The following is a 22358-nucleotide window of genomic DNA, read 5'->3' on the forward strand; positions in this document are numbered from 1 at the left end:
CGGCGTCCACCGGAACCCGTGTGCGTGGACGTCTCTCGGAAAAAAGCCTTATTTGCCCTTCTGCCGGCAATTATGAAAGGTCGGATAGTTTTGGGTATCCGACCTTCGTTCGCGGAAATCGGGGCGAAGGATGACCGGCTGAACCGCGCGCCCGACAGCGCTCTCTCGCCTGCCTGCTGATCGATAGGGAAGTGACGGGCGTCCAGCCAATCATTCAAGCGGCGAGTGCCGAACCGCGACCGCGAGATAGGGACGGTCTGCGATTGAACCAACGCCCGGGAGCCAGCCAGTATGACTGAGCGCATGCAATTTGACATAAATATAATGAACAACAATCATAAGTAGTCCGAACCTAACAGATGGACTCGCCAAATGGATGGGGGCGCTACCTGCCGTTCACAGCGTGTGATTGCCGATCAGGGTATCAATGCCGGCTGCGGTGGCACGGCGCTGCACCATCGCGTACGCGTTGGCCTGCGGCAGCGGCGTGATGCTCAGTTGCCCGGTGCCACGCACGATCGTGCGGAACAGGGTCCCTTTGGATCGGCGCCGATGCCGGTGCCGTTCAGGTGCTCCAGATACGCGTGCAGGTACGTCTCGGGCGTGTGGTGACGGGGTAGCGGCAAGGTAAGCGCTTATGCGCTGCAGCGCATAAGCGCTTACCTTGTTCGCCCCCCTCTACTCGGTGTCTATCGCGTGTGGCAGCGCGAGGATGAGGTTCATCACTTGGTGGCGCAGAGACTTCGTGACTTGTCGGATCTACTGGGCAACTTGTATCTGGCGAGCAGAGACTTTTGCTTATGGATGCAACGTGCATAGACTCAGATCGCCGTTAGGCAAGTCACTATAAAGCGATCAGGCTCAGCCTGAAGCGGTCAGGCCGAGCCGTTTCCTTGGCTTGTGTCCGGGGAGTTATTGGACCGTTTCTACCGGCCCGTGGTCGTCGCAGTGACCACCATGCGGATGATGCAGGTGACCGTCGACGAGATAGTCCACGTGATCCCCGTGCGGGACGGCTTCATGTCCGCAACCCGGGCCATGCACGTGCCCGGGCTCATGCCCGCCGCATTGGTGATCGGGCGTGCAGCGATCGGGGTTGGTGGCGTTGACTTCCAGCCGGTGTTCATCCACATGGTCGGCATGCGGATGATGCAGGTGGCCGTCATGCAGATAGTCGATATGGCCATCATGGCGGATCGCCGTGTGGCCGCAGGCGGGACCGTGCTGGTGATCGTGATGGGCGTGGTGAGGTTCGTTGCAGGTGCTCATGGTGCTTTTCTCCGTCAGGATGAGGCGGGCTGGATCGGTTCGGCCGCATGCGCCAGGACGCTGTTGAGCAGCGTCAGGACATGGTCGTCCGAGATGGCATAGAAGACATGTTTCGCCGCACGCCGACGCTTGACCAGCCGCGCCCCATGCAGGACTTTCAGCCGGGCCGAGATGCTGCCAAGCTTCGCCTGCTCGGCGTCCACCAGTTCGGTCACGCAGCGTTCGCCTTGTGACAGCAGTATCAGCAGCCGTAGCCGTGCCGGGTCGCGCAGGGCATGGAACATTTCTCCTGCTGCCTCCAGCTGGGAGGCGGACACGGTTACGGCGGGCAGGTTTAGCGGAGCGTGAGTGCAGGCCGGTTTCATCATCTGTCATTCTATTGTTTGATTGAATGATAGGGGCTTCTTCCTCACTGGTCAACGCCCTTGTGAAATCTCCGGCGCAGCGTCACTGACGTGGACGTCCTGGCCCCGCAAAAGCAGGTTCCGTTCGACCACTGGCGCAATCGTGATGCGTCGGATAACGGCACACCGGCGGCCGCTGGACCCGTTGTTGCCGCGTCTCGCCAGCTCCTGCGTCAGGAACGGCTTGGTGGGGGACGTAATCCTGCCGAGCGACATGGCTTCGCGGTGTTCTCTTCGCTCCTGATGTAATAATATAACGTTTCAAATTCGGCGTAAGTCGATCGCCCGGTCCAGTGCTCAGGGCCAGCCCGATCGAGACGCCCTGCAAGCGGTGCCGTCTCGTTCGCGGTAAACGCAGGGGCACGTTTCGGGTAGCGGCGCAGGCGAATCGAAACAGAACATACCTTGCCCCGGCGTCGGTGCCAGAGCCGGCCGTATCTTTTTCGGAGGTCCTTCCATGAGTACCGACACCCGCATTCCCGTCACTGTCCTGACCGGCTTTCTCGGCTCGGGCAAGACCACCTTGCTCAACCACATCCTGAGCCGGCAGCACGGCATGCGTGTGGCCGTCATTGAAAACGAGTTCGGCGAGATCGGCATCGACAATGCGCTTGTCATCAATGCCGACGAAGAAGTGTTCGAGATGAACAACGGCTGTATCTGCTGCACGGTGCGCGGCGACCTGATCCGCATCCTGGGCAACCTGATGCGCCGGCGCGACAAGTTCGATCATATCCTCGTGGAAACCACCGGCATGGCCGATCCCGGTCCCGTGTCACAGACCTTCTTCGTCGACGACGAAGTGCAGTCCTCCCTGCGCCTCGACGGCATCGTCACTGTGGTGGATGCCAGGCATGTCTGGCAACACCTCGAGGACAGCAACGAGGTGCGCGAGCAGATCGCCTTCGCCGACGTGGTCTTGCTCAACAAATGTGATCTCGTCGAGCAGGCGCAACTCGATGAACTCGAACACCGCCTGCGCAGCATGAACGCACTGGCACGCATCCATCGCACGGTCAACGCCGAGATCGATATTCCGACTGTGCTCGACGTCGGCGGCTTCGACCTCCAGCGCGTGCTGCAGGAGCGGCCGCAATTCCTCGAACCCGAGTACCCGTTCGAGTGGGCGGGTGTCTACCACCTCAAGCCCGGTATCGTGGAGCTTCGTTATGGCAACGGACCGGACCCGGAGATCGGGGCTTTGTTGACTCAGGTTCAAGGCAGTGACGATGCAGCCTTCGAGCGCTTGATCGGGCATGCGGACAAGGCCTTCGCGCGAGACCGCAAGCGTGGCCGGGCCAGCAGCAAACTGACGCCCGGTCCTCAGGCGATGGCCTTGCGCGTGCCCGAGTCGGGCAAGGCCACGGTTAGCCTGCTGATCCCGGCCGAGGGCGATTACGCCCTGGTCACGGAACACGGCCCGGAGGAATTCGACCTGCACCTGAGCCGCAATGGGGTAACGCTGGAGCCGCTGGCTGCGCGCGCGTTCAGTGCCGCACACACCCACGACGAGGAGATCACGTCGGTGGGCATCACGTTGACCGGCGCGTTGTCCGAGCGCAAGTTCCAGAACTGGTTGCAGCCTTTGCTGGCTGAGCGAGGGCAGGACATCTTTCGCTCCAAGGGTATCCTTCACCTCGCCGGTGAGCCGCGCCGGGTGGTGTTTCAGGGCGTCCACATGCTGATCGACGTCAACGCCGACCGGCCGTGGAAGCCCGGCGAAACCCGGCAAAGCGAAATCGTCTTCATCGGCCGCAATCTCGACCGGCAGGCGCTCACCAAGGGCCTGCAAGGATGTCTCGCATGAACCGTCCGCTGCGCGAGCTTCCGGCCCTTGCCACTGTGTGGACGGCCACTGCGGGCGACTATGTGAACCAGCTGTGCTGGTCGCCCGATGGCCGGCTACTGGCCGTGGCGACGGCCGACGGCGCTGTCGCGGTCCATGACGCCAGCGACGCACGACAGCACTGGCGACGCGACGTCCACGGTCTTGGGACCACCGCACTGGCATGGTCGCCGGATGGCAAGACGCTGGCGAGCGGCGGGCAGGATAACCGCCTGTGCCTGTGGTCGGCCGATGGCAGGGAACTGCAACGGCAGCCAGCGGGCCGCGGCTGGGTCGCGGCGTTGGCATGGTCGGCCGGCGGCGCACTGGCCAGCATCGCGGGTCGGGAGTTGAAGCTGTGGGATGTACAGGGACGGCTGCAGCAGTCGTTCGGGGCAGCCGACAGCACGCTGACGGGCCTTCAGTGGCTCGCCGACGGGCAGTTGCTGACCGCCTGCTACGGTGTGGTTGCCCGCTGGCAACCCGGCCGCGACGAGCCGGTGCGGCGTTATCCGTGGAAGGCGTCATTGCTGAATCTGGCGGTGAGTCCGGATGAACGGATCATCACGGCGGGCTGCCAGGAAGGCGCCATCCATCTCTGGTATGCGAACACAGGCGACGACTTCCAGATGAGCGGCTATCCGACCAAGGTCCTCCATACGGCGTGGAGCGTGGACAGCCGCTACTTCGCAACCGGCGGTGGTGAAGCCCTGATCATCTGGGACTGCGCCGGTGGTGGTCCGCAGAACACGGAACCCGATTATCAGGCCGTCCATCGCGCACCGGTCAGTGCCATCGCCTTCAGCCACGGCGACGGGCGTGTCGCCAGCGGCGGCGAGGACGGCCGGGTCTTCGTCTACGATGCAAGGGCGCGCGCGCAGCTGGGCGGCCTGACCGGCGAACCGGCGATCAGCGCTTTGGCCTGGCAGCCGGGCGATGCGTTGCTGGCGCTGGGGGATGCAGAGGGCGGTGTACGCGTCTGCGTGGCACCGACGACGGAATGAAGCAACCGTAGCGGCGGATCTGCAGAGCCTCGTTCTGCCCGGTCTTTTCAGTTACGCCTTCGGCATGCCCCCGTCCAGGAACGTTGCGATCGTCGTACCGACGTCCTGCGCGTATTCCTCATGAACGGCCAGCTTCCCCTGCGCAAGCCGCGCCGCCTCGACATCCGGCAATGCGGCCAGTGCCTCCATTTCGCCGCGCGATTTTGGCGGCGTCTGGTCGCCATAGACAACCAGGATCGGTACGTTCGCACGGCGGGCGAGGTCGAGAAAACAGGCCCGGCTTTCCACGCGGTCGAGCGCACCAGTGACAAAGCGTACCGACGCGTGCCGGGCCCCGGCCGCGCGGGTAACGGCGAGCTTTTCCTGCAGGCAATCTCCGGTAAGCCAGCGGGGATCGCTGTAGACGTGCTCGCGCGCCATCCTGCGCACGACTGGCGCACTGACGTTCAGGTGGTAGAGCAGCGGGCCGGCCATCGCATTGTCGACCGCGGCGCGGACGCGACCGAACCAAGGCCGCACTCCGCCCATCATGGTCGGAAACGGTCCGCGCCAGGTCGGCGCGATCAGTACCAGGCGTTCGATCGTCCCGGGGTGATGAGCGGCATGATGGAGCGCGTAGGTAGCCGCATGGCCGGCGGCAACCACGATGTGCGGGCCAGGCCCGATTTCGCGCAGAAACCAGTCGAGGAATGCCGAAAGGATCGTCGGCGACCAGTCGATACGTGGCCTGGGCAAATCGCCGAATCCTGGCCAGTCGACAGTCGTGACGTGCGCAAGGGATGCCAGCGTGCTGAAAAGCGGACGCATCTCCGCGCGCGTGGAAATCGAACTCAGGGCGGGCAGCAGAACGACCGGGCGGCCGTGACCCGCTTCGTCCAAGCCGAACGCGACTTCGGTGCCTTCGTGCCGGTAGCGCAGGATTCTGCTGGTCATGCGGCTTATGTCGCTCAAGGTGTCGGCGTACTGGACGCCTGTTCACTCGCCCGCGAAGGCAGCAGACGAGCCGAATTGAGCATGAAGGCCAGCTCCGAGGTCACATGGATGAAAGCCGCAACGAGCGGGTGCAGTAGCCCCGCTGCCGCCAGGACGATGCCCAGCAGGTCGACCCCGATGGTGCCGGTGAAGTTGGCCCAGATGATGCGGCGCGTGCGGCGTGCGATGGACAGTGTCTGGGCAAATTTCACCAGGTCATTACCAAGCAGGACGACATCGGCGCTTTCGCGCGCCACGTCGGTTCCCGATCCCATCGCCACACCGACGCTCGCTTCGATAAGTGCGGGCGCATCGTTTACGCCATCACCGATCATGGCAACGGTGAGCCCCTGGCTGACCAGTGCCTTGACACGTGCCTGCTTGTCTTCCGGCATGAGATCCCCTGCAACCTCCGGGATGCCCAATTCTCTGGCAATCGCCTCGGCGACGGGCTGACCATCACCGGTCAGCAGCATGGTGCGAATACCCATTGCCTGAATGTCCGCGATGGCTTGCCGGGCTTCGGCACGCACCGTATCGGCAATCACGATCGAACCAAGCAGTTCGTTGCCCTGGGCGACATAGACTTCCGATGCTTCCGGATGCGTGGCACGGTTCTCCGGAATGGCAATGCCGGTTTCGCGCATCAGCGCCAGGTTGCCGACCACGACGCGATCGCCGGCGATGATGGCCTCGATACCACGACCGGGCGTAGAGCCGAAGTGCGCCGGCTCCCGGGGCATGGCACCCTGGGAACGGGCGTAGGCGACGATGGTTTTTCCCAATGGATGTTCGCTGCGCAGCTCGGCTGAGGCTGCGAGGTAAACCAGAGTCGTCGCCTCGACGTCGGCGACAGGGTGGACGGCGCGCACTTCCGGTTGACCGAGCGTCAGTGTGCCGGTTTTGTCCAGCACGACGGTATCGACCCTGCCAAGCTGCTCCAGGAACAGGCCCCCCTTGACGATAGCCCCGGCGCGCGCAGCGCGGCCGATGGCCCCGAGGATGGCGAGCGGCGTGCCTGCCGCGATACCGCATGCGCCGGCGACGATCACGACCGAAATGGTCGCCCGGATATCGCGCGTGATGAGGTAGGTCAGGAGTGACGCAGCCAGGGCGAAATAGACGAGATAACCGGCAAGCCGGTCAGCCAGGCGTTGCACCGGCGCGCGGGAACGTTCAGCCCGTTCGACGGCCTCAATGATCTTGCCGAAGCTGGTATCGCGGCCGATGCGTTCGGCACGGATTTCGAGGGCACCCGACTGGTTGATGGACCCTGCGAAGACGGCCGAACCGGCAGTTTTTTCCACGGGCAGCGATTCGCCCGTGATGCGCGACTGATCCACGAAGGAGTGACCGGTGAGCACGGAACCGTCCACAGGAATGCGGCCGCCCGGATTGACCAGCACCGCATCGCCGACCGAAAGCGCGTCGGTGTCGACCTCCGACACGGTACCGGCGCGGCGCACGGAAACGGCATGAGGCAGGAAGTCGAGCAGATCGCGAATCGCCCGCCGTCCGCGCGACACGGTCATGCCTTCGAGCACTTCCGCAGCCAGCACGAACAGGGTGATGACCAGCGCCGTGAAGAACTCGGAGATGGCAGCGGCCGCCACGATCGCAATGGACATGGACAGCTCCATCGTCATGCGGCGCGCAGCCAGATTCCCGAAGGCTTCCCTGAAGATCGGCCAGCCGCCGCTCAGCAGTCCTGCGATGCCGATCACGCTGACCCTGGCGAATGGCTCCCAGAGCCGGAACCAGACGGCTGCGGCCGCGATGGCCACCACGGCGATGCGAACGCCCTCGACCCAGTCGAACGCGTGGTCGTGGTCGTGATGTCCATCATCGTGCTCAGGATCATGGTCGCGATGGCGTTCATGGCGATGCGCTTGCACTGCAGGGGCGGTCGTGCACGCATGTGCCCCGTCTGCCAGGCCGTCCACGCGGGTAGTGCTGTCACTCGTCATTGTCGATGCCGTCGTTACTTGAGGTACGCGCGAACGACATCGACCAACTCGCTGGCGCCTTCCTGGCGCTGTTGCGCAGAGAGTTTGTCGGCAGCGACATGCATGTGGATGTGGTCTTCGATGATCTCGCCCATCAGTCCGTTGATCGCGCCGCGAGCGCCCGCGATGAGCTGAAGCACGGCGGCACAGCCTTGTTGTTCTTCGAGCGCGCGCTCGACGGCTTCCATCTGTCCTCGAATGCGACGGACACGGTTCAGGAGCTTGGTTTTCTCGCGGATCGTGTGTGCCATGTTTATCTCCGTCGTTGATACATAAATAGTATATCCCCCTATATTAAATGACACGCGATGGATCGGTGGAAAGGATCGCTGTAGCTTGGGTCGTTGGGCGTTTGTCAGCGGCAGCGAGGAGAGGGGCCACGTTTTTCCCGGACGGTTCCGGCGCTTGCTTTGCCCCGGGCGCGACAATGAGATTTGCTGGACGCTATTTATGGAATGTTATATCGTTTCATGTATGGCCGAGCTTATGTCGTCCTAGACTTGGGAATCCACATGAACAAAAACGATGTCGTTACTCCCGCCCGGTTGCATTCTGGTTCCGGAGCGTTCGTCGCGAGGAACCGCGCAAAGCGTCCCCGTCGCTCCCTTCTCACAATGCTGGCGCTGGCAACGACAGCGGGCAGTGCGATGGCTGCGTCGCCGGGCGTGATCCATGCCATTGGCGTCGAGAACCAATACGCGGACGTCATCTCTCAGATTGGCGGACAGTATGTGCAGGTCGGCGCGATCGAAACCGATCCCAATACCGATCCGCACACCTTCGAGGTGAATCCAAAGGTGGCAAGCGAGATTGCCGGCGCCAACCTCGTGGTCAAGAACGGCATCGGCTACGACGCCTGGGCGGACAAGATCATTGCGGCCGCACCGAACGCCGCGCGTAAGGTCATTGACGTCCAGCATCTGCTGGGGCTACCCGACAATACCCCGAATCCGCATCTCTGGTACGACCCGAAGACGATGCCTGCTGTGGCGAAGGCGGTGGCGGCTGATCTCTCCGCCCTGGACCCGGCCCATGCCGCCTACTTTCAGGCCAATGCGACGAAGTTCGATGCGTCGCTCAAGCCATGGCTCGCCGCGATCGCGTCGTTCAAGGCCCATCATCACGGCACGCCGGTTGCCGTGACCGAGCCGGTGGCTGACTACATGCTGGAAGCCGCCGGCACCGACATTGCCACGCCGTACAGCCTGCAGGCAGCCATCATGAATGGCACCGACCCTTCGCCGCAGGACGTGACGAAACAGAACAGCCTGTTTGCGGATCACCGGGTGAAGGTGTTCGTCTACAACCAGCAGGTCACGGACACCCTGACCCAGTCCTTCCTCGCGCTCGCGAAGAAGAACGGCATCCCCGTCGTGGGCGTCTACGAGACCATGCCGACGCCGGGATTCACGTACCAGTCCTGGATGCTTGCCGAAGTGAAGGCGCTGGACAGCGCGGTGACCGGCGGGGTTTCGACTGAAGTCCTGCGGGCCGGGAAGTAGGCGGCATGGGCGAGGGCGAGCAAGTCCTGGTCGTTGACGGCGTGTGCGTATCGTTCTCCGGTCGCCCGGTTCTCGACAGCGTGAGCTTCAGTGTGCGGGCCGGTGAGTTCTGCGGGCTGATCGGCTCGAACGGCTCGGGCAAGACGACGCTTCTGCGGACGATCCTCGGATTCCAGACGACTGTCGCCGGCAGTATCCGCATCAGCGGCGAAGGAAAGAAGGCTCTGGTGGGCTACGTGCCCCAGAAGATCCTGCTCGACCCGTACCTGCCCCTGCGCGCGCGGGACGTGGTTTCGCTCGGACTGGACGGCCACCGGCTGGGCCTGCCGCTCTTTTCCGGAAGACAGCGGCACACGGTGGACAGGGTGCTGAAGGCGGTCGAAGCAGAAGGCTTTGCCGATCGGCGTGTCGGAGAGCTGTCGGGCGGCCAGCAGCAGCGGGTATTGATCGCCCATGCGCTCGTGCGCGATCCGGAACTGCTGCTGCTGGACGAACCGCTTGCGAACCTCGACATGCGCAGCGCGGCCGGGATCGTCGCGCTGCTGCGCCGGCTGTGCGTCGAGCATCGCATTGCGGTCCTGCTTTCGGCTCATGACATGAATCCGCTGCTGCCGGTCATGGACCGGATCGTGTACCTGGCGAATGGGCACGCAGCCAGCGGATCGACGGACGAAGTGGTGCGCTCCGAGGTCCTGAGCCGCTTGTACGGGTACCACATCGACGTTGTCCGTGTGCATGGCCGGATACTGGTCGTCGCCGCCGGTAGTCAGGACGAAATCCGCACGGCGATCGGACAGGATCCCGCTCACGCGTCGCAAATACCCTGAGTAGACCATGTTGATAACAGCCGTCGCCGCAGCCGGATTCTTCGCCAGCGAACCCGTGCGCACCGCGCTCGTCGTGGGCGGCGGGGCGGCGCTGGTGTCGGCCGTGACCGGCGTGTTCACCGTCATGCGGGGGCAGTCGTTCGCCGGCCACGCGCTGGCCGACGTGAGCAGTGCGGGCGGCGCGGCGTCGTTCCTGCTCGGCATCAATCCGCTGACCGGATTTCTGGTCATGGCTGCAATCGCCGCGGGCGCTATGGAACTGGTGAAGGTTCACCGCGCACGCGAGCGCGATCTCGTCACCGGCGTGGTGATGGGGGCGGGGCTGGGCTTCGCGGCGCTGTTTCTCTATCTCGATGTGACCTCGCATAGCACGACCGGTGCAGCGGTGACGGTGATGTTCGGCTCGATGTTCGCGATTTCGCCATCGATCATCCTGCCCGCGCTGGCGGTCGGGGCAGCCGCATTGGCGATCGTCGCCGTGCTTTACCGGCCGCTGCTTCTTGTGTCGCTCGATCCAGAACTGGCCGCTGTGCGCGGCGTTCGTGTCCGGCTGACGGGGCTTGCGTATCTGCTGACGCTTGCGATGGCCGTGTCGTTGTCGGCGATGACCGTTGGCGCGATCCTTTCGACCGCATTGCTGGTCGGACCGCCCGCCATTGCGTTACGGGTGACGGCCCGCCCGGCCCGCGCGCTCGCCGTGGCTGCATTGACCGGTATCGGTGTTACGTGGCTCAGCGTTGCCCTGGCTTACGCGAGTTATTACTGGACACCCGGACACGGGTGGCCGGTCAGTTTCTTCGTGGTTACGCTCATTTTCGTGCTGTACGTCGCGGCTGGCAGTGTGGGGCGAAAGCCGGCGCGTGCAGGCAGTTCGCGCGCGGTTGGGGAGAGCGTGTGAGCATGTTCTCCAGTTTCATGGTCAACACATGGATCGTCGCCAGCCTGGTCGCGGTCGTCGCAGGAGTCGTTGGCTTCTTCGTCGTGATCCGGGGCGCCTCGTTCGCCGCGCATACGCTGCCGCTGGGCGCCTTCCCCGGCGCGGCCGCAGCGAGTCTGGTCGGCGTTGATCCGCTTGTCGGCCTGATCGTGTTCGCCAGCATCGGCGTGATTGGTGTCAGCTGGCTCGGGCGACAGGGCCGCCGCGAAGTTGCGACGGCCCTCAGTCTCGTGATGCTGCTCGGTCTGGGGGCCCTTTTCCTGAGCATGACGACCGAGTACTCGCAGGCGGTCTATTCGCTACTCTTCGGCGAAGTGCTGGGCGTCAGCAGCGCCGATATCGTGCCGGTCGCGGTGATCAGCATCGTCGTCGTCGCACTTATCTCATTGAATTTCCGTCCACTGCTGCTCAGTTCGCTCTCATCCGACCTTGCGACGGCAAGAGGCGTTGCGTGCGGCCGCATGGAACTATGTTTCCTCGCCATCCTCGCGCTCGCGACCGCCATGGCACTTCCCGTCGTTGGCGCGCTGCTGGTGTTCAGCCTGATGATCGGACCGGCTTCTGCTGCCCGTCTGCTCAGTGACCGGCCCGTGCCCGCGATACTGCTCTCGGTATGCCTCTCTGTCGTTACCGTGTGGACGGCGATCGCGCTGTCCGGGATATCGGACTGGCCGGTGGGCTTCTTCGTCGGCGGGCTCGGCGCCGCGTGGTATGGCTTCGGACGCTTGTGGACGCGTATGCGCACCCGACAGCGGTCGCATACGGTGGCCGTTGTCCGTAACTGACGTGGCAAAGGCCGGGATGCAGCAGCGTGCGTTTCAGGAGAGGTCGATCGTGAGCGTGATGCAGGCGGATGCGGCCGAGATCGAAGTGCGGCTTGCACGGGCTCGCTCGTTCTGCGAAGCGCGGGGCGTGCGGTTCACGCCCGTGCGTGCCCTCGTGCTGAGGCTGCTTCTGCAGCAGAACCGGTTCTTCACGGCCTATGAACTGCTGGAGCGGATGCGGGAGGTTCGCTGCAGTCCTACTCCGGCAACGGTCTATCGGACGCTGGATTTCCTGATCGGGCAGGGACTCGCTCACCGGCTCGATAGTGTGAACGGATATGTCGCATGTCGTCATGTCTCGCACGAGGGACGTTATGCGCTGGCCGTCTGCACGCGTTGCGGCAGAGTGTTGGAAGTCCAGGAAGCGGGCATGAGCGCGCAACTGGAGTCGCGGATCACGGGGGCTGGCTTCAGGCTGGATGGCGAGTGTGTCGAGTTACGGGTCGTCTGCGGCACCTGTCCTTCTTAGCGTGTCTGGGGATTGCGCCGCCCCCGTCTTCGCAAGGAATGGCGGTGCAACCCCGCAGGATCGACGCTCTGCGAGGTCCTGTTGTACGTCCAGCATCCGTGCCCTCTGCGGGGTGACCGCGCCGCGTCGCGCAGGGTGACAGGTGCTATCGGCGAGGAGCTGCTCACCGACTTTCGATCTGATGCAACAAGGTTGCTTTAACTGGTATATTGCAACTATGTTGCGATAATCGAGGCGGCCCGATCGACATGAACAAATCGACGACAGCGGAAAATCCGGCTGTGGAACCTGCGGCGATGGTGCGCACGCTTGTCCGTGAACTTTCCACGATCCGGGATCCCGGCCAGGCCCTCGCGTTTGTACTGCGCTCCGACGAGTCCGCGCCCCTCGGATATGTTGAGGCGATCGCCGCGTCCGGAATTACGGGTTCCCAATGGACAGCGGAGGGGGGAGCAACTGACGGCCAGACGTCCGGCCTCATTCGCGACGAAGCGGGGCTCCAATGTATTCCCACGCGGGCCATTGCACTACTGAAGGGCGGACGCTGGCCAGGTTCTGGCCCGCAGGGGCGATTCATCGCTCGCCGGCAATGTCGCCCGGCACGGGCGTGCGCGTGATGGTCGCCATCGATCTCCCCTGAATATCCGCCGATACACACAAGGAGTCATTCCATGGATGCACGACTGCCGGTCACGGTCCTTTCAGGCTTTCTCGGCGCGGGCAAGACCACACTGCTGAACCACATCCTGAACAACCGCGAGGGGCGGCGCGTGGCCGTCATCGTCAACGACATGAGCGAGGTGAACATCGACGCGGCGCTGGTGCGCGACGGTGGCGCGCAGCTCTCCCGCACCGACGAGAAGCTCGTCGAAATGAGCAACGGTTGCATCTGCTGCACGCTGCGGGAGGACCTGCTGCTGGAGGTCAACCGCCTGGCGAAGGCGGGCCGCTTCGATCAGCTCGTGATCGAATCGACCGGCATCTCCGAGCCGCTGCCCGTCGCGGAAACGTTCACGTTCGCGGACGAAAGCGGTCAAAGCCTCGCCGACGTCGCACGGCTCGACACGATGGTGACGGTCGTCGATGCGTTCAACTTCCTGCGCGATTACAGCTCGCAGGACAGCCTGCAGTCGCGCGGCGAATCGCTTGGCGATGAAGACAACCGCACGGTGGTCGACCTGCTGATCGAGCAGATCGAGTTCTGCGACGTCATCGTGCTTAACAAGGTCGATTTGATCGACAAAGCGGACCGCGAGCGCCTGATGGCGATCCTGCACAGCCTGAATCCCCGGGCCCGGACCGAAATCTCCGAATTCGGTCGCGTGCCGCTCGATCGTGTACTGGACACGAAGCTCTTCGAGTTCGAGGAGGCCTCGAAGGCGCCGGGCTGGTTGCAGGAACTGCGCGGCGAACACACGCCCGAAACCGAGGAGTATGGCATCCGCAGCTTCGTGTGGCGCGCACGCCGCCCGATGCATCCGAAGCGTTTCTGGGATCTCGTGAACAGCGAATGGCCGGGCGTCGTGCGCTCAAAGGGGTTCTTCTGGCTCGCGAGCCGTCCGACCCACGCCGGCTCGTGGTCGCAGGCGGGCGCCGTGTGTCGCCACGGCATGGCGGGCCTCTGGTGGGCTGCAGTGCCGAAGTCGCACTGGCCGACCGATCCCGAATCGCTCGAACTCATCGACCGTAGCTGGGAGCCCAATGTCGGCGATGCACGCCAGGAACTGGTGCTGATCGGTGTCGACATGGACGAGCCGGCACTGCGCCAACGCCTGGATGTCTGCCTGCTCGCCGATGCGGAAATGGCGGAAGGCCCGCAGGCGTGGACGCAGTATGACGACCCGTTCCCGGCGTGGGGCGGCCGGGTGCCCGAGGAAGAAGGCGCGGCATGAGCCCGCGCGCGGCGACACACCGTTCGCAGCGTGGCGGGCAACGCCCGCCGCGACGCGGGCGCGGGTCCCGTGCCGGTAAGCCGGCACCACCGCTGGCTTTCGGAAAGCTGGACAAACGACACGGGGAGGGCGCAATGGACCTGATTCCGGTAACCCTGCTGACGGGTTTTCTCGGCAGCGGCAAGACGACGGTACTGAACCGGCTGGTGCAGCAGCCGGAATTGGCGGATGCGCTGGTGCTCATCAACGAGTTCGGCGAAATCGGGCTCGACCACATGCTGGTCGCCCACGGCCGCGAGGATATCGTGGTGGAGATGAGCAGCGGTTGCCTGTGCTGCACGATCCGCGGCGATCTGGTCCGCACGCTCAAGGACATTCACTGGCGGTTCGCGCGCGAAGGCCAACGGCAGTTCAACAGGGTCTTGATCGAGACGACAGGACTGGCCGATCCTGCGCCGATCGTGCATACGCTTGCGACGCACCGCGACTTGAAGGACCGCTACCGGCTGGATGGACTGGTCGCGACGATCGATGCCCGCAACGGCGAAGCAACACTCGACGCGCACGTCGAGGCGGTCAAGCAGGCGGCGATGGCAGACAGGCTGCTGGTGACGAAGACGGATCTTGCGGACGTGGATGCGCTGGAACGGCTCGCCGGCCGGCTGCATGCAATCAATCCGGCCGCTGGCGTCATCCGCGTCAGTCACGGCGAACTGGCAGCGAGCCGGATACTGGAGCTGGGCCTGTTCAGGGCGGACGGCAAGATCGCGGACGTCGAACGTTGGCTCGCCGAGGAGCAGTATCGTTCCGACGACCACGGCCATCATCATGGAGAAGCGGGTCACGGCGACGATCATGACCATGACGAACAGCATGCGCATGATGGTCATGCCGGTGAGGAGCATGACCATGGAGAGGCGCAGGCGCATCACGGCCACGACGACCATCGTGACCATTTGCACGACGTCAACCGTCACGACGACCAGATCCGCGCGTTCTGCTTCACGGTCGACGACCCCATTCCGGAACAGGTGCTGACCGACTGGCTCGACGTGCTGCTGTCGCTGATGGGCCCGTCGATGTTGCGCATCAAGGGGATCCTGAACGTGGAAGGCGAGGACAGGCCGATCGTCATTCACGGCGTGCAGCACGTGTTCCATCCGCCAGTGCCGCTCGATGCATGGCCGGGTGACGATCGCCGCTCGCGGATTGTGTTCATTACCCGCGGGGTCGAACGTGAAACGGTCGAATCCACTTTCCGGCTGTTCAGCGAGGTGCGCGCGATCCGTGCGCAGGAGGCGCATTCCGGATGACGATGCCTCCCATTGCGCTCTACAACACGCTGACCCGCCGCAGGGAGCCGCTGCAGACGGGCGTGCCGGATGCGGTCACGCTGTACGTGTGCGGTCCCACCGTGTACAACTACGCGCACATCGGCAACGCGCGGCCAGCCGTCGTGTTTGACGTGCTCGTCCGTCTGCTGCGCCGACGTTGCCGGATCGTGCTCTATGCGCGCAACCTCACCGATGTCGACGACCGGATCAATGAAATGGCGCGCCGCGAGGGCGTGCCGATCGGTGACGTCACGTCGCGGTATATCGACGCATACCACCAGGACATGCAGTCGCTCGGCGTCCTTCCACCGGATATCGAACCGCGGGTGACGGAGCATATCCCGGACATCGTCGAACTCATCGGTGCCCTGATCGAGCGGAATCACGCGTATGTTGCGCAAGGACACGTACTGTTCCACGTGCCATCCTTTCCGGCATACGGCCGGCTGTCGGGGCGCCGCACCCAGGACATGATTGCCGGGGCGCGGGTGGAAGTGGCGCCATACAAGCGCGATCCGCTCGACTTCGTGCTCTGGAAACCTTCGACCGACGACATCTCTGGCTGGGACAGTCCATGGGGGCGCGGCCGCCCGGGATGGCACATCGAATGTTCAGCGATGATCGGGCGACATCTGGGACGTACCATCGACGTCCACGGTGGCGGCCAGGACCTGATCTTCCCGCATCACGAGAACGAGATCGCGCAGGGCGTCTGCGCGCACGATGGTGAGCCGTACTGCCGGATGTGGGTACATAACAGCTTCGTCACCGTGGACGGGCAGAAGATGTCGAAGTCGCTCGGCAACGTGCTGCTGGTGCGCGATCTGCTCGCGCACGCGCCCGGCGAGGCGGTCAGGCTGGCGCTGCTTTCGACCCACTACCGTCATCCGCTCGACTGGAGCGTGCAGCGGCTACAGGCGGCATGCCGGACACTGCAGCGGGCCTATATGGCGCTCGATGCCGTGTCGGGACTTCCGCATCTGGGGACCCGACCCGACAACGAGGTGGAGGCGGCCCTCTCGAACGACCTGAACGTACCGCGCGCGCTCGCCCGTCTGTATCGGCTGCTGGAGGATCTTGAGCAGGCTTCCCAGGGACCGTCGCAGCAATGGGCGAAGGCGCGCCTGCTGGCGTCCGCACAACTGCTCGGCCTGTTGCAGCAGGATCCTGCTCAGGCACTGGTCGCACTGCGCGGCCGTATCGACGCGACATCCGTCACGGACGACGCGTGGGTGGAATCAATCGTGGCCCGCCGCGCCGAGGCACGCCGGCAGTACGCGTTTGGGGAGGCCGATGCGCTGCGCGACGAGCTGCTGCGCGCCGGTATCCAGATCGAGGACACGCTGGAAGGGACAGTCTGGCACCGAAGTCACGGGGTCCTGGCATGATCCGCAAAAATCCACGTGGGGACCTGCCTGTGGTCCACGAAAGCGCGTTTGTTGATCCGACCGCCATCCTGTGCGGACGGGTCATCGTCGGCGAGAATGTATTCATCGGCCCATACGCGGTGATCCGTGCCGACGAGACGGATGCGCAGGGCGGCATTGAACCGATCCATATCGGCGCGCACTCGAACATCCAGGATGGCGTTGTGATCCACTCGAAGTCGGGCGCTGCGGTAACGGTCGGCAGCCATACATCGATCGCTCACCGCGCGATTGTGCATGGTCCCTGCGAAGTCGGCGACCGTGTGTTTATCGGCTTTAACAGTGTGCTGTTCAACTGCACCGTCGGTGAAGGCTGTGTGGTCCGCCACAATGCCGTAGTTGACGGCTGCAACCTTCCCGCAGGCTTTTACGTGCCGTCGACCCAGCGCATCGGGCCGGGCACCGACCTGTCGACGATTCCGAAGGTGACTGCCAGTGCGTCGGAGTTCTCCGAGGACGTCGCGCAGACCAATGTGAGGCTCGTTCAGGGATACCGCCGCATCGCGAACGAATTGTGACCGTAGGGGATGACTGATGTTGATCCGCAAGCAGTTTTCGTTTGAAGGTGCGCATGTCGTGCGGCATGCGTCATCGCATCGTTGTGCATGGTCGATCCACGGCCATTCCTATCGCGTGGAGATCATTCTCGAGGCCGATGCGCTCGATCACGGCCAGATGGTTTATGACTTCGGCCTCCTCAAGGGGGAGGTCCGGGAGATCGTGGACGCGTTCGACCATACGCTCGTGTTCTGGAACTGCGACGACCCGGCGTACATGGAGATGTGCCGCAGCCATTCGCAGCGCTGGATTGCCCTGCCGGTGTCGCCCAGCGCGGAGCAGCTCTCGCGCGTGTTCTTCGTGCTGGTCGATGTGGTGATGCGTGCGATGCCGATGCGTAACGGCGAGGCGGATGTCAGGGTCCAGTCGGTGATCGTGCATGAGACGGCGACCGGCTACGCACAGTGCTTCCGGCGCGATGCCTACAATCCGCGCATGGGGCTGGTCACTCCCGCTCTGATCGGATTCTCGGATGCCGTGCGCCGGGAGGCGACGACCGGTATCCTGGATGAACTGACCAGCGCTGTGGCGTGCGCACCGGCATGCTGACGTCGAAGGGCGCCGCCAGCCGTCATGCCGACCTGCTCGTGCGCGGCGGTACCGTGGTCAGGTTGGAAGGAAGTGAGCAGGCGGACATTGCCTGCGTTGACGGCCGGATCGTTTCGATCGACGCGGGCGGCTGGAGCGCTGACCAGGTCGTGGATGCACACGGCCTGCACGTGCTGCCTGGCATGATCGACTCACAGGTCCATTTCCGCGAACCGGGCCTCGAGCACAAGGAGAATCTCGAAGCGGGCACGCGAGGCGCGGTGCTCGGTGGCGTGACGGCCGTTTTCGAGATGCCCAACACCAGTCCGTTGACGCTGCGCCGCGACGACCTCGAACGGAAGATCGCGGCAGCGTCAGGACGCGCGTGGTGTGATATCGCGTTCTACATCGGTGGCTCGTCCGTCAACGCTGGTGAGCTGGGCTACCTGGAAGCGTTGCCGGGCTGCGCCGGCATCAAGGTTTTTATGGGCAGCTCGTTTGGCGATCTGCTCGCGGATGACGACGTTGTACTACGGCGCATCCTCGAGCACGGCCGGCGGCGGGTGGCCGTGCATGCGGAGGACGAGGCGAGACTGCGCGAGCGCCGGTTAATCGCAGAAGCATCGGGCGACGTGCGCGACCATCCACGCTGGCGTGACGTGGATAGCGCGCTCAATGCGACGCGCAGGATCGTCGGCATGGCGCGCGAAACAGGACGGCCGCTGCATATCCTGCACGTTTCGACGGCGGAAGAAATCGCGTTGCTGGCGTCGCACCGCAGCCGGGTGACAGTCGAGGTACTGCCGCACCACCTGACCCTGTGTGCGCCCGAATGTTATGAGCGGTTGGGCACGCTTGCGCAGATGAACCCGCCGGTCCGTGAGGCCCGGCACAGGGAGGCGCTGTGGCGCGCGCTTCGGGAGGGGCGCGTGGACACGCTGGGCAGTGATCACGCTCCGCATACGCTGGAAGAGAAGGGCCGCCCGTACCCGCAGTCACCCAGCGGCATGCCGGGCGTACAGACGTTATTGCCGGTCATGCTCGATCACGTCAGCGAGGGACGGCTGTCGCTGCAGCGTCTGGTGGAACTGACGAGCGCGGGTCCGGCGCGGGTGTTCGGGATAGCGGAAAAGGGACGCATCAACGTGGGCTACGACGCCGACCTGACGCTCGTCGATCTCAAGGCAAGGCGCGAAATCACGAACCGCTGGATCGAAAGCGTCTGTGGCTGGACGCCCTACGATGGCATGCGGGTGACGGGGTGGCCGGTCGCCACAATCATTCGTGGCCATGTGGTGATGCGCGATGACGCCGTGCAGGGATACCCGGTGGGACAGCCGGTCCGCTTCGACAGGGCGATGGCGATCACGCCGGCATGACGCCCGGAAGCTGTCAGAGCTGCGTGGGATTGGGCGCGTCGCCGTACACGGCGACGGGGTCAAACGTCTTCGCACCTTCCGTGAACCGCAAGGTTGCTTCGGGCAGGTCGACCGCGCGGTAAAAACAGCTGCGATAACCGACGTGGCAACTCGCGCCGCTGCCCGCCACCTCGACGCGGATCCACAGCGCGTCCTGGTCGTCGTCGATGCGCATCTCGACTACGCGCTGGGTCAGTCCGCTCGTCGCACCCTTGGACCAGAGCGTCTGGCGGCTGCGGCTCCAGTAGTGGGCGATACCGGTCTCGATCGTCCGCGCAAGGGCTTCCCGGTTCATGTAGCCGACCATCGGGACGTCGTCCCGGCCCGCATCACTGACGACGCAGGGAATCAGTCCATCAGGGCCAAATCTGGGCGAGAGCGAGCGACCTTCCTCGACTTCGGTGACGGATGTGCGAGGAGCGAATTGAAGCGACGCAGTCATGATGGGAAGATTCTCCTGGGGGGCGGTCAGCAGACGAGGGAATTGGTTCACACCCGATGCGTCATGCCCGAAGTGGCGTGTTTTCCAGCGCGGCAGCAAACCAGTCCAGTACCCGTTGCAGGTGCACTTCGCCGTAGAGCCGCGCAAACCGCTGCGTCCCGGCATTGTCGGGGTCGCCGAGTACGGCCAGCCGTGCCTGGATGAACGCCGGTGTCAGCGTGATGCCGCACTCGTGCTCAATGCAGTGCTGCCAGTCATCGAAGCTCTGGGGAATCGGCGAGATCATGGGTACGGCGGGCGCCAGCAGAAAACCCCATGGTAGCAGGGTTGGTTATTAATGCAACAAAGTGGCGTTAATAACCTGCTTTCGGACCCGCCGAATCAGGTGCAATGATCCTGCGTGCTCACACGCCGTGGGTCGAGCAGTCGTGGCAGGTACCGTGAATCGTGACGGCAGAGTTCGTGCTATGAACGCCGCGGCGGCTAAGCTTGCGCTCGATCCGGGCGAGCACACCGGCCAGTTCCGGATCTTCCGGAAGCGCAGAAATGTTGTGGCAATGATCGCACTCGAAATAACCAGTGGAGGTCTCGTGCTTTGCGATTGCATGGCGCCAGGCGCGGTCAGATCCCTGGATTCGGGTGAGCAGGCCAACGGCAGTCAGCCGGTCGAGGATCCGGTAGAGGGTCACGCGATCCACTTTTCCCGCACCTGTAGCGGCGCCCAGATCGCGGGCGAGCTCTTCGTGCGAACGGGGCTGATCGGCGCCCTCCAGGCGTTCGAGCACGGCAACGGTAAGCGCAGTGGAGCGCAGCCCCGCCTCGCGCAGGCGCGATGGCCAGTCGGTAGGAGCGTGTGGTGGATGTTTGCGCGGAGAGTGGCGGGTAGGCATGGATGACCGTGGATGCAACTGTCCAATAATGGAATGATACATCGTCCTGCGCGGGCAAGGCCACGCGTGTCGTATGGTCGTCGTCATGGACCTGGCGGCATGCCCTGGTCGAACAGCGGTTGCAGGCCATCCTTCGCAGCGATGGCCATCGGACGCCCGACTGCCGTCTGCCGGCCGCCTGCCCAGCGCTCGAGCCGGTACAACGCGCCGAAGGCGAAGGACGGCGGTTGCATTCCGGCACCGAACACAGCCTCGCCACCGCGTCGCACGCTGTCCGCGAGCCATGACATCAGGCGCAGGTGATAGGGGTTGCGGGCAATTTCACCACGGTGGAAGGTCAGCGCCTCGATCATGGTCACGACGCTTGAGCTGTCGAGTTCGACGAGCGTGTTGGGCTGCTCCAGGGTACCCCAGAATTCTGTTCTGCGCAAGCCAGACGGCGTGGGTATGGTGCTGCAGGGCGTCACATACGAGCCAGTGGACACCGATGTGCGTCGCAGAGCCATCACGCTCGTGCGGGCAGAAGACGATGCGCGGCCGATAGTCGTCGAACAGCGCAGCGAGGCGGTCGACGTCACGGGCCCAGCCTGCCGGGTCGGCGCGGCGTCGCGCCGGCGTGACCGGCTGGCGACCGTCGAAGGCTGGATCCAGCAGCGCAAAATCAAGCCGGGTACAGGCATGGCACAGCTCGTTCCATCGTTCACTGCGGCGGCCCGGGTTACTGCCTAGCGTAGCGACGATGTTCAGTACCTCAAAGCCTGCTTCCTGCTGCAGTCTGAGCGCAAGTCCGCCGGTCAGGCATTCATCATCGGGGTGGGGTGAAACGATCAGCGCAAGCGGCCGCGTGCGGTCCACGCTTCTCGGCGTCGCTGTGCTCTGTGAGATGTCCGGAAGGGGTATCGGCTCGCCCAGCAGTGCGGCGAACGTATCGACGTACGACGTGATGACCTGCGCTCGTGTAGGGTCCCGGTTTGCGCTCCTGTTCATCGACAAAGTTTCCGGGGGGTGGCGATGCCGTCCACCTCAACCGTCGCCAGCATCGTACGGCGGCAGTTCCATGAGCGGCAGCGGCACAGGTAGTTGCGACGGTCTTCGTCAGTGGCGGGATGATCGAACTGAAGGCTGTAGTCGAAGCTCAGTTCCTCGCCTGCGTGGATCAGGCGTTTCGCATGGAGGTACACGCGCAGGATCCCCTGGCGGTCGTAGTCTTCAACCGCCTCGCAGTTCGGTGCGCAACGATGATTGATCCAGCGGGCGGCGTTCCCGCCGGTGCCCGCATCAATGCAGTAGCGTCCGTCACCCAGCGCAAACAGAAAGGTGTGAAACGGGTCTTCAGCGTTGACGGGATGCTGGCGTCGTGCTGCCGCGTGGGTAATGCGCGCCCCCCTGTATTCGATGATGCGCATGCCGCGCGGAATGTCGGCAACGGCAAAGACACCCTTGCCATGGATGGGACTGCGTCGGATCTGGATCAGGCGGGGCATGAATGCAGGAATGTATGCGGTGAAGCAGACTCAAGTATAGCGTTCCCCTTTCTAACTATCGCAACTATGTTGCGTTTACGATGCGGGTTAGGTATCGTTCTGCCGGAATCGCGGGCGATCCGACCGCTGGCGCGATGACCCAGAAGCTGGTGCAAATCCAGCGCGGTCGCGCCACTGTGACCGGTTTCCTGAAACCGGGAGTCAGACCTGGGCCTTGTCTTCCTTCACCTGTCATGGGGCGCGAAACCCCAGGAGAACCGTCATGACCTGCATCCTCAGTGTCCACCGGGCATCGGCTGCCCGTTGCTTCCTCTTTTTCTCCCGTCGTCTGTGTTGACCCGGTAAG

24 protein-coding genes and 1 riboswitch are annotated in these 22358 nt (G+C 63.9%); of the genes, 13 read left to right on the forward strand and 11 right to left on the reverse strand.

Annotated features, from left to right (window positions below):
• Window positions 1–912 precede the first annotated feature (912 nt).
• Both OKW26_RS09870 and OKW26_RS09875 read right to left on the reverse strand, forming a co-directional pair.
• Window positions 913–1269 carry a hypothetical protein gene (locus OKW26_RS09870; RefSeq protein WP_429353469.1) on the reverse strand — a complete coding sequence of 119 codons (357 nt, stop codon included), beginning with the start codon at window positions 1267–1269 and terminating at the stop codon, window positions 913–915.
• 14 nt (window positions 1270–1283) lie between these two features.
• A complete protein-coding gene (locus tag OKW26_RS09875; RefSeq protein ID WP_429353470.1) occupies window positions 1284–1553 on the reverse strand; it encodes an ArsR/SmtB family transcription factor in 270 nt (89 codons plus the stop codon).
• 577 nt (window positions 1554–2130) lie between these two features.
• Here OKW26_RS09875 and OKW26_RS09880 point away from each other — a divergent pair.
• Both OKW26_RS09880 and OKW26_RS09885 read left to right on the forward strand, forming a co-directional pair.
• Window positions 2131–3480, forward strand: coding sequence for a CobW family GTP-binding protein (locus tag OKW26_RS09880; protein ID WP_429353471.1), 1350 nt, complete (start codon window positions 2131–2133; stop codon window positions 3478–3480).
• Complete coding sequence (locus OKW26_RS09885) at window positions 3477–4502, forward strand: WD40 repeat domain-containing protein (RefSeq protein WP_429353472.1); 1026 nt, start codon at window positions 3477–3479, stop codon at window positions 4500–4502. The genes OKW26_RS09880 and OKW26_RS09885 overlap by 4 nt, the downstream gene beginning before the upstream one ends.
• A 51-nt stretch (window positions 4503–4553) precedes the next feature.
• Here the strand turns inward: OKW26_RS09885 and OKW26_RS09890 are convergent, their stop codons facing one another.
• The 3 genes from OKW26_RS09890 to OKW26_RS09900 form a co-directional block, all read right to left on the reverse strand.
• Window positions 4554–5435 carry an alpha/beta fold hydrolase gene (locus OKW26_RS09890; protein ID WP_429353473.1) on the reverse strand — a complete coding sequence of 294 codons (882 nt, stop codon included), beginning with the start codon at window positions 5433–5435 and terminating at the stop codon, window positions 4554–4556.
• A 14-nt stretch (window positions 5436–5449) separates the two neighbouring features.
• Window positions 5450–7369: a heavy metal translocating P-type ATPase gene (locus tag OKW26_RS09895; protein WP_429353474.1), complete on the reverse strand. Its 1920-nt coding sequence runs from the start codon at window positions 7367–7369 to the stop codon at window positions 5450–5452.
• A gap of 86 nt (window positions 7370–7455) precedes the next feature.
• A complete protein-coding gene (locus OKW26_RS09900) occupies window positions 7456–7731 on the reverse strand; it encodes a metal/formaldehyde-sensitive transcriptional repressor (protein ID WP_429353475.1) in 276 nt (91 codons plus the stop codon).
• Between the two features lie 261 nt (window positions 7732–7992).
• Here OKW26_RS09900 and OKW26_RS09905 point away from each other — a divergent pair, with 261 nt between their 5' ends.
• The 11 genes from OKW26_RS09905 (at window position 7993) to OKW26_RS09955 (ending at window position 19157) form a co-directional block, all read left to right on the forward strand.
• Window positions 7993–8982: a metal ABC transporter solute-binding protein, Zn/Mn family gene (locus tag OKW26_RS09905; RefSeq protein WP_429353476.1), complete on the forward strand. Its 990-nt coding sequence runs from the start codon at window positions 7993–7995 to the stop codon at window positions 8980–8982.
• A 5-nt stretch (window positions 8983–8987) separates the two neighbouring features.
• A complete protein-coding gene (locus tag OKW26_RS09910; protein WP_429353477.1) occupies window positions 8988–9809 on the forward strand; it encodes a metal ABC transporter ATP-binding protein in 822 nt (273 codons plus the stop codon).
• A 55-nt stretch (window positions 9810–9864) separates the two neighbouring features.
• A complete protein-coding gene (locus tag OKW26_RS09915) occupies window positions 9865–10707 on the forward strand; it encodes a metal ABC transporter permease (RefSeq protein ID WP_429353478.1) in 843 nt (280 codons plus the stop codon).
• Window positions 10708–10709: 2 nt separating this feature from the next.
• A complete protein-coding gene (locus OKW26_RS09920; protein WP_429354204.1) occupies window positions 10710–11531 on the forward strand; it encodes a metal ABC transporter permease in 822 nt (273 codons plus the stop codon).
• 58 nt (window positions 11532–11589) lie between these two features.
• A complete protein-coding gene (locus OKW26_RS09925; RefSeq protein WP_429354205.1) occupies window positions 11590–12039 on the forward strand; it encodes a transcriptional repressor in 450 nt (149 codons plus the stop codon).
• Window positions 12040–12710: 671 nt separating this feature from the next.
• Window positions 12711–13931, forward strand: coding sequence for a zinc metallochaperone GTPase ZigA (gene zigA, locus OKW26_RS09930; protein ID WP_429353479.1), 1221 nt, complete (start codon window positions 12711–12713; stop codon window positions 13929–13931).
• A gap of 134 nt (window positions 13932–14065) precedes the next feature.
• Complete coding sequence (locus OKW26_RS09935) at window positions 14066–15244, forward strand: GTP-binding protein (RefSeq protein ID WP_429354206.1); 1179 nt, start codon at window positions 14066–14068, stop codon at window positions 15242–15244.
• Window positions 15241–16653 carry a cysteine--tRNA ligase gene (gene cysS / locus OKW26_RS09940; protein WP_429353480.1) on the forward strand — a complete coding sequence of 471 codons (1413 nt, stop codon included), beginning with the start codon at window positions 15241–15243 and terminating at the stop codon, window positions 16651–16653. The genes OKW26_RS09935 and cysS overlap by 4 nt, the downstream gene beginning before the upstream one ends.
• Window positions 16650–17210, forward strand: coding sequence for a carbonate dehydratase (locus OKW26_RS09945; protein WP_187610324.1), 561 nt, complete (start codon window positions 16650–16652; stop codon window positions 17208–17210). Before cysS ends, OKW26_RS09945 begins: the two co-directional genes overlap by 4 nt.
• Window positions 17211–17226: 16 nt before the next feature.
• Complete coding sequence (locus OKW26_RS09950; RefSeq protein WP_429353481.1) at window positions 17227–17799, forward strand: 6-pyruvoyl trahydropterin synthase family protein; 573 nt, start codon at window positions 17227–17229, stop codon at window positions 17797–17799.
• A complete protein-coding gene (locus OKW26_RS09955) occupies window positions 17793–19157 on the forward strand; it encodes a dihydroorotase (RefSeq protein ID WP_429353482.1) in 1365 nt (454 codons plus the stop codon). Before OKW26_RS09950 ends, OKW26_RS09955 begins: the two co-directional genes overlap by 7 nt.
• A 13-nt stretch (window positions 19158–19170) precedes the next feature.
• On the opposite strand, the gene hisI is transcribed toward OKW26_RS09955, so the two are convergent.
• The 6 genes from hisI to OKW26_RS09985 form a co-directional block, all read right to left on the reverse strand.
• Entirely contained in the window at window positions 19171–19638 is a 468-nt protein-coding gene (gene hisI / locus OKW26_RS09960; protein ID WP_429353483.1) for a phosphoribosyl-AMP cyclohydrolase, read from the reverse strand.
• A 61-nt stretch (window positions 19639–19699) separates the two neighbouring features.
• On the reverse strand, window positions 19700–19924 hold the full coding sequence (locus OKW26_RS09965; RefSeq protein ID WP_429353484.1) for a hypothetical protein: 225 nt from the start codon (window positions 19922–19924) through the stop codon (window positions 19700–19702).
• Window positions 19925–20042: 118 nt separating this feature from the next.
• Complete coding sequence (locus OKW26_RS09970) at window positions 20043–20570, reverse strand: Fur family transcriptional regulator (RefSeq protein ID WP_429353485.1); 528 nt, start codon at window positions 20568–20570, stop codon at window positions 20043–20045.
• A 41-nt stretch (window positions 20571–20611) separates the two neighbouring features.
• Window positions 20612–20881: a hypothetical protein gene (locus tag OKW26_RS09975; protein WP_429353486.1), complete on the reverse strand. Its 270-nt coding sequence runs from the start codon at window positions 20879–20881 to the stop codon at window positions 20612–20614.
• Entirely contained in the window at window positions 20850–21515 is a 666-nt protein-coding gene (locus tag OKW26_RS09980; RefSeq protein WP_429353487.1) for a PIG-L deacetylase family protein, read from the reverse strand. The genes OKW26_RS09975 and OKW26_RS09980 overlap by 32 nt, the downstream gene beginning before the upstream one ends.
• Window positions 21512–22012, reverse strand: coding sequence for an SET domain-containing protein (locus OKW26_RS09985; protein WP_429353488.1), 501 nt, complete (start codon window positions 22010–22012; stop codon window positions 21512–21514). Before OKW26_RS09985 ends, OKW26_RS09980 begins: the two co-directional genes overlap by 4 nt.
• A gap of 72 nt (window positions 22013–22084) precedes the next feature.
• A riboswitch (cobalamin riboswitch) is annotated at window positions 22085–22243 on the forward strand.
• Window positions 22244–22358: the final 115 nt, after the last annotated feature.

Origin of the sequence: Paraburkholderia sp. 32, from assembly GCF_050435345.1 — a bacterium.
Lineage (GTDB): Bacteria > Pseudomonadota > Gammaproteobacteria > Burkholderiales > Burkholderiaceae > Paraburkholderia > Paraburkholderia tuberum.

What these genes read in the sequence shown, in the direction of transcription:
- OKW26_RS09870 (WP_429353469.1), bottom strand. Translation starts at nt 1,269, where the DNA reads ATGAGCACCTGCAACGAACCTCACCACGCCCATCACGATCACCAGCAC.
- OKW26_RS09875 (WP_429353470.1), bottom strand. Translation starts at nt 1,553, where the DNA reads ATGTTCCATGCCCTGCGCGACCCGGCACGGCTACGGCTGCTGATACTG.
- OKW26_RS09880 (WP_429353471.1), top strand. Translation starts at nt 2,131, where the DNA reads ATGAGTACCGACACCCGCATTCCCGTCACTGTCCTGACCGGCTTTCTC.
- OKW26_RS09885 (WP_429353472.1), top strand. Translation starts at nt 3,477, where the DNA reads ATGAACCGTCCGCTGCGCGAGCTTCCGGCCCTTGCCACTGTGTGGACG.
- OKW26_RS09890 (WP_429353473.1), bottom strand. Translation starts at nt 5,435, where the DNA reads ATGACCAGCAGAATCCTGCGCTACCGGCACGAAGGCACCGAAGTCGCG.
- OKW26_RS09900 (WP_429353475.1), bottom strand. Translation starts at nt 7,731, where the DNA reads ATGGCACACACGATCCGCGAGAAAACCAAGCTCCTGAACCGTGTCCGT.
- OKW26_RS09905 (WP_429353476.1), top strand. Translation starts at nt 7,993, where the DNA reads ATGAACAAAAACGATGTCGTTACTCCCGCCCGGTTGCATTCTGGTTCC.
- OKW26_RS09910 (WP_429353477.1), top strand. Translation starts at nt 8,988, where the DNA reads ATGGGCGAGGGCGAGCAAGTCCTGGTCGTTGACGGCGTGTGCGTATCG.
- OKW26_RS09920 (WP_429354204.1), top strand. Translation starts at nt 10,710, where the DNA reads ATGTTCTCCAGTTTCATGGTCAACACATGGATCGTCGCCAGCCTGGTC.
- OKW26_RS09925 (WP_429354205.1), top strand. Translation starts at nt 11,590, where the DNA reads ATGCAGGCGGATGCGGCCGAGATCGAAGTGCGGCTTGCACGGGCTCGC.
- zigA (WP_429353479.1), top strand. Translation starts at nt 12,711, where the DNA reads ATGGATGCACGACTGCCGGTCACGGTCCTTTCAGGCTTTCTCGGCGCG.
- OKW26_RS09935 (WP_429354206.1), top strand. Translation starts at nt 14,066, where the DNA reads ATGGACCTGATTCCGGTAACCCTGCTGACGGGTTTTCTCGGCAGCGGC.
- cysS (WP_429353480.1), top strand. Translation starts at nt 15,241, where the DNA reads ATGACGATGCCTCCCATTGCGCTCTACAACACGCTGACCCGCCGCAGG.
- OKW26_RS09945 (WP_187610324.1), top strand. Translation starts at nt 16,650, where the DNA reads ATGATCCGCAAAAATCCACGTGGGGACCTGCCTGTGGTCCACGAAAGC.
- OKW26_RS09950 (WP_429353481.1), top strand. Translation starts at nt 17,227, where the DNA reads ATGTTGATCCGCAAGCAGTTTTCGTTTGAAGGTGCGCATGTCGTGCGG.
- OKW26_RS09955 (WP_429353482.1), top strand. Translation starts at nt 17,793, where the DNA reads ATGCTGACGTCGAAGGGCGCCGCCAGCCGTCATGCCGACCTGCTCGTG.
- hisI (WP_429353483.1), bottom strand. Translation starts at nt 19,638, where the DNA reads ATGACTGCGTCGCTTCAATTCGCTCCTCGCACATCCGTCACCGAAGTC.
- OKW26_RS09965 (WP_429353484.1), bottom strand. Translation starts at nt 19,924, where the DNA reads ATGATCTCGCCGATTCCCCAGAGCTTCGATGACTGGCAGCACTGCATT.
- OKW26_RS09970 (WP_429353485.1), bottom strand. Translation starts at nt 20,570, where the DNA reads ATGTATCATTCCATTATTGGACAGTTGCATCCACGGTCATCCATGCCT.
- OKW26_RS09975 (WP_429353486.1), bottom strand. Translation starts at nt 20,881, where the DNA reads ATGATCGAGGCGCTGACCTTCCACCGTGGTGAAATTGCCCGCAACCCC.
- OKW26_RS09980 (WP_429353487.1), bottom strand. Translation starts at nt 21,515, where the DNA reads ATGAACAGGAGCGCAAACCGGGACCCTACACGAGCGCAGGTCATCACG.
- OKW26_RS09985 (WP_429353488.1), bottom strand. Translation starts at nt 22,012, where the DNA reads ATGCCCCGCCTGATCCAGATCCGACGCAGTCCCATCCATGGCAAGGGT.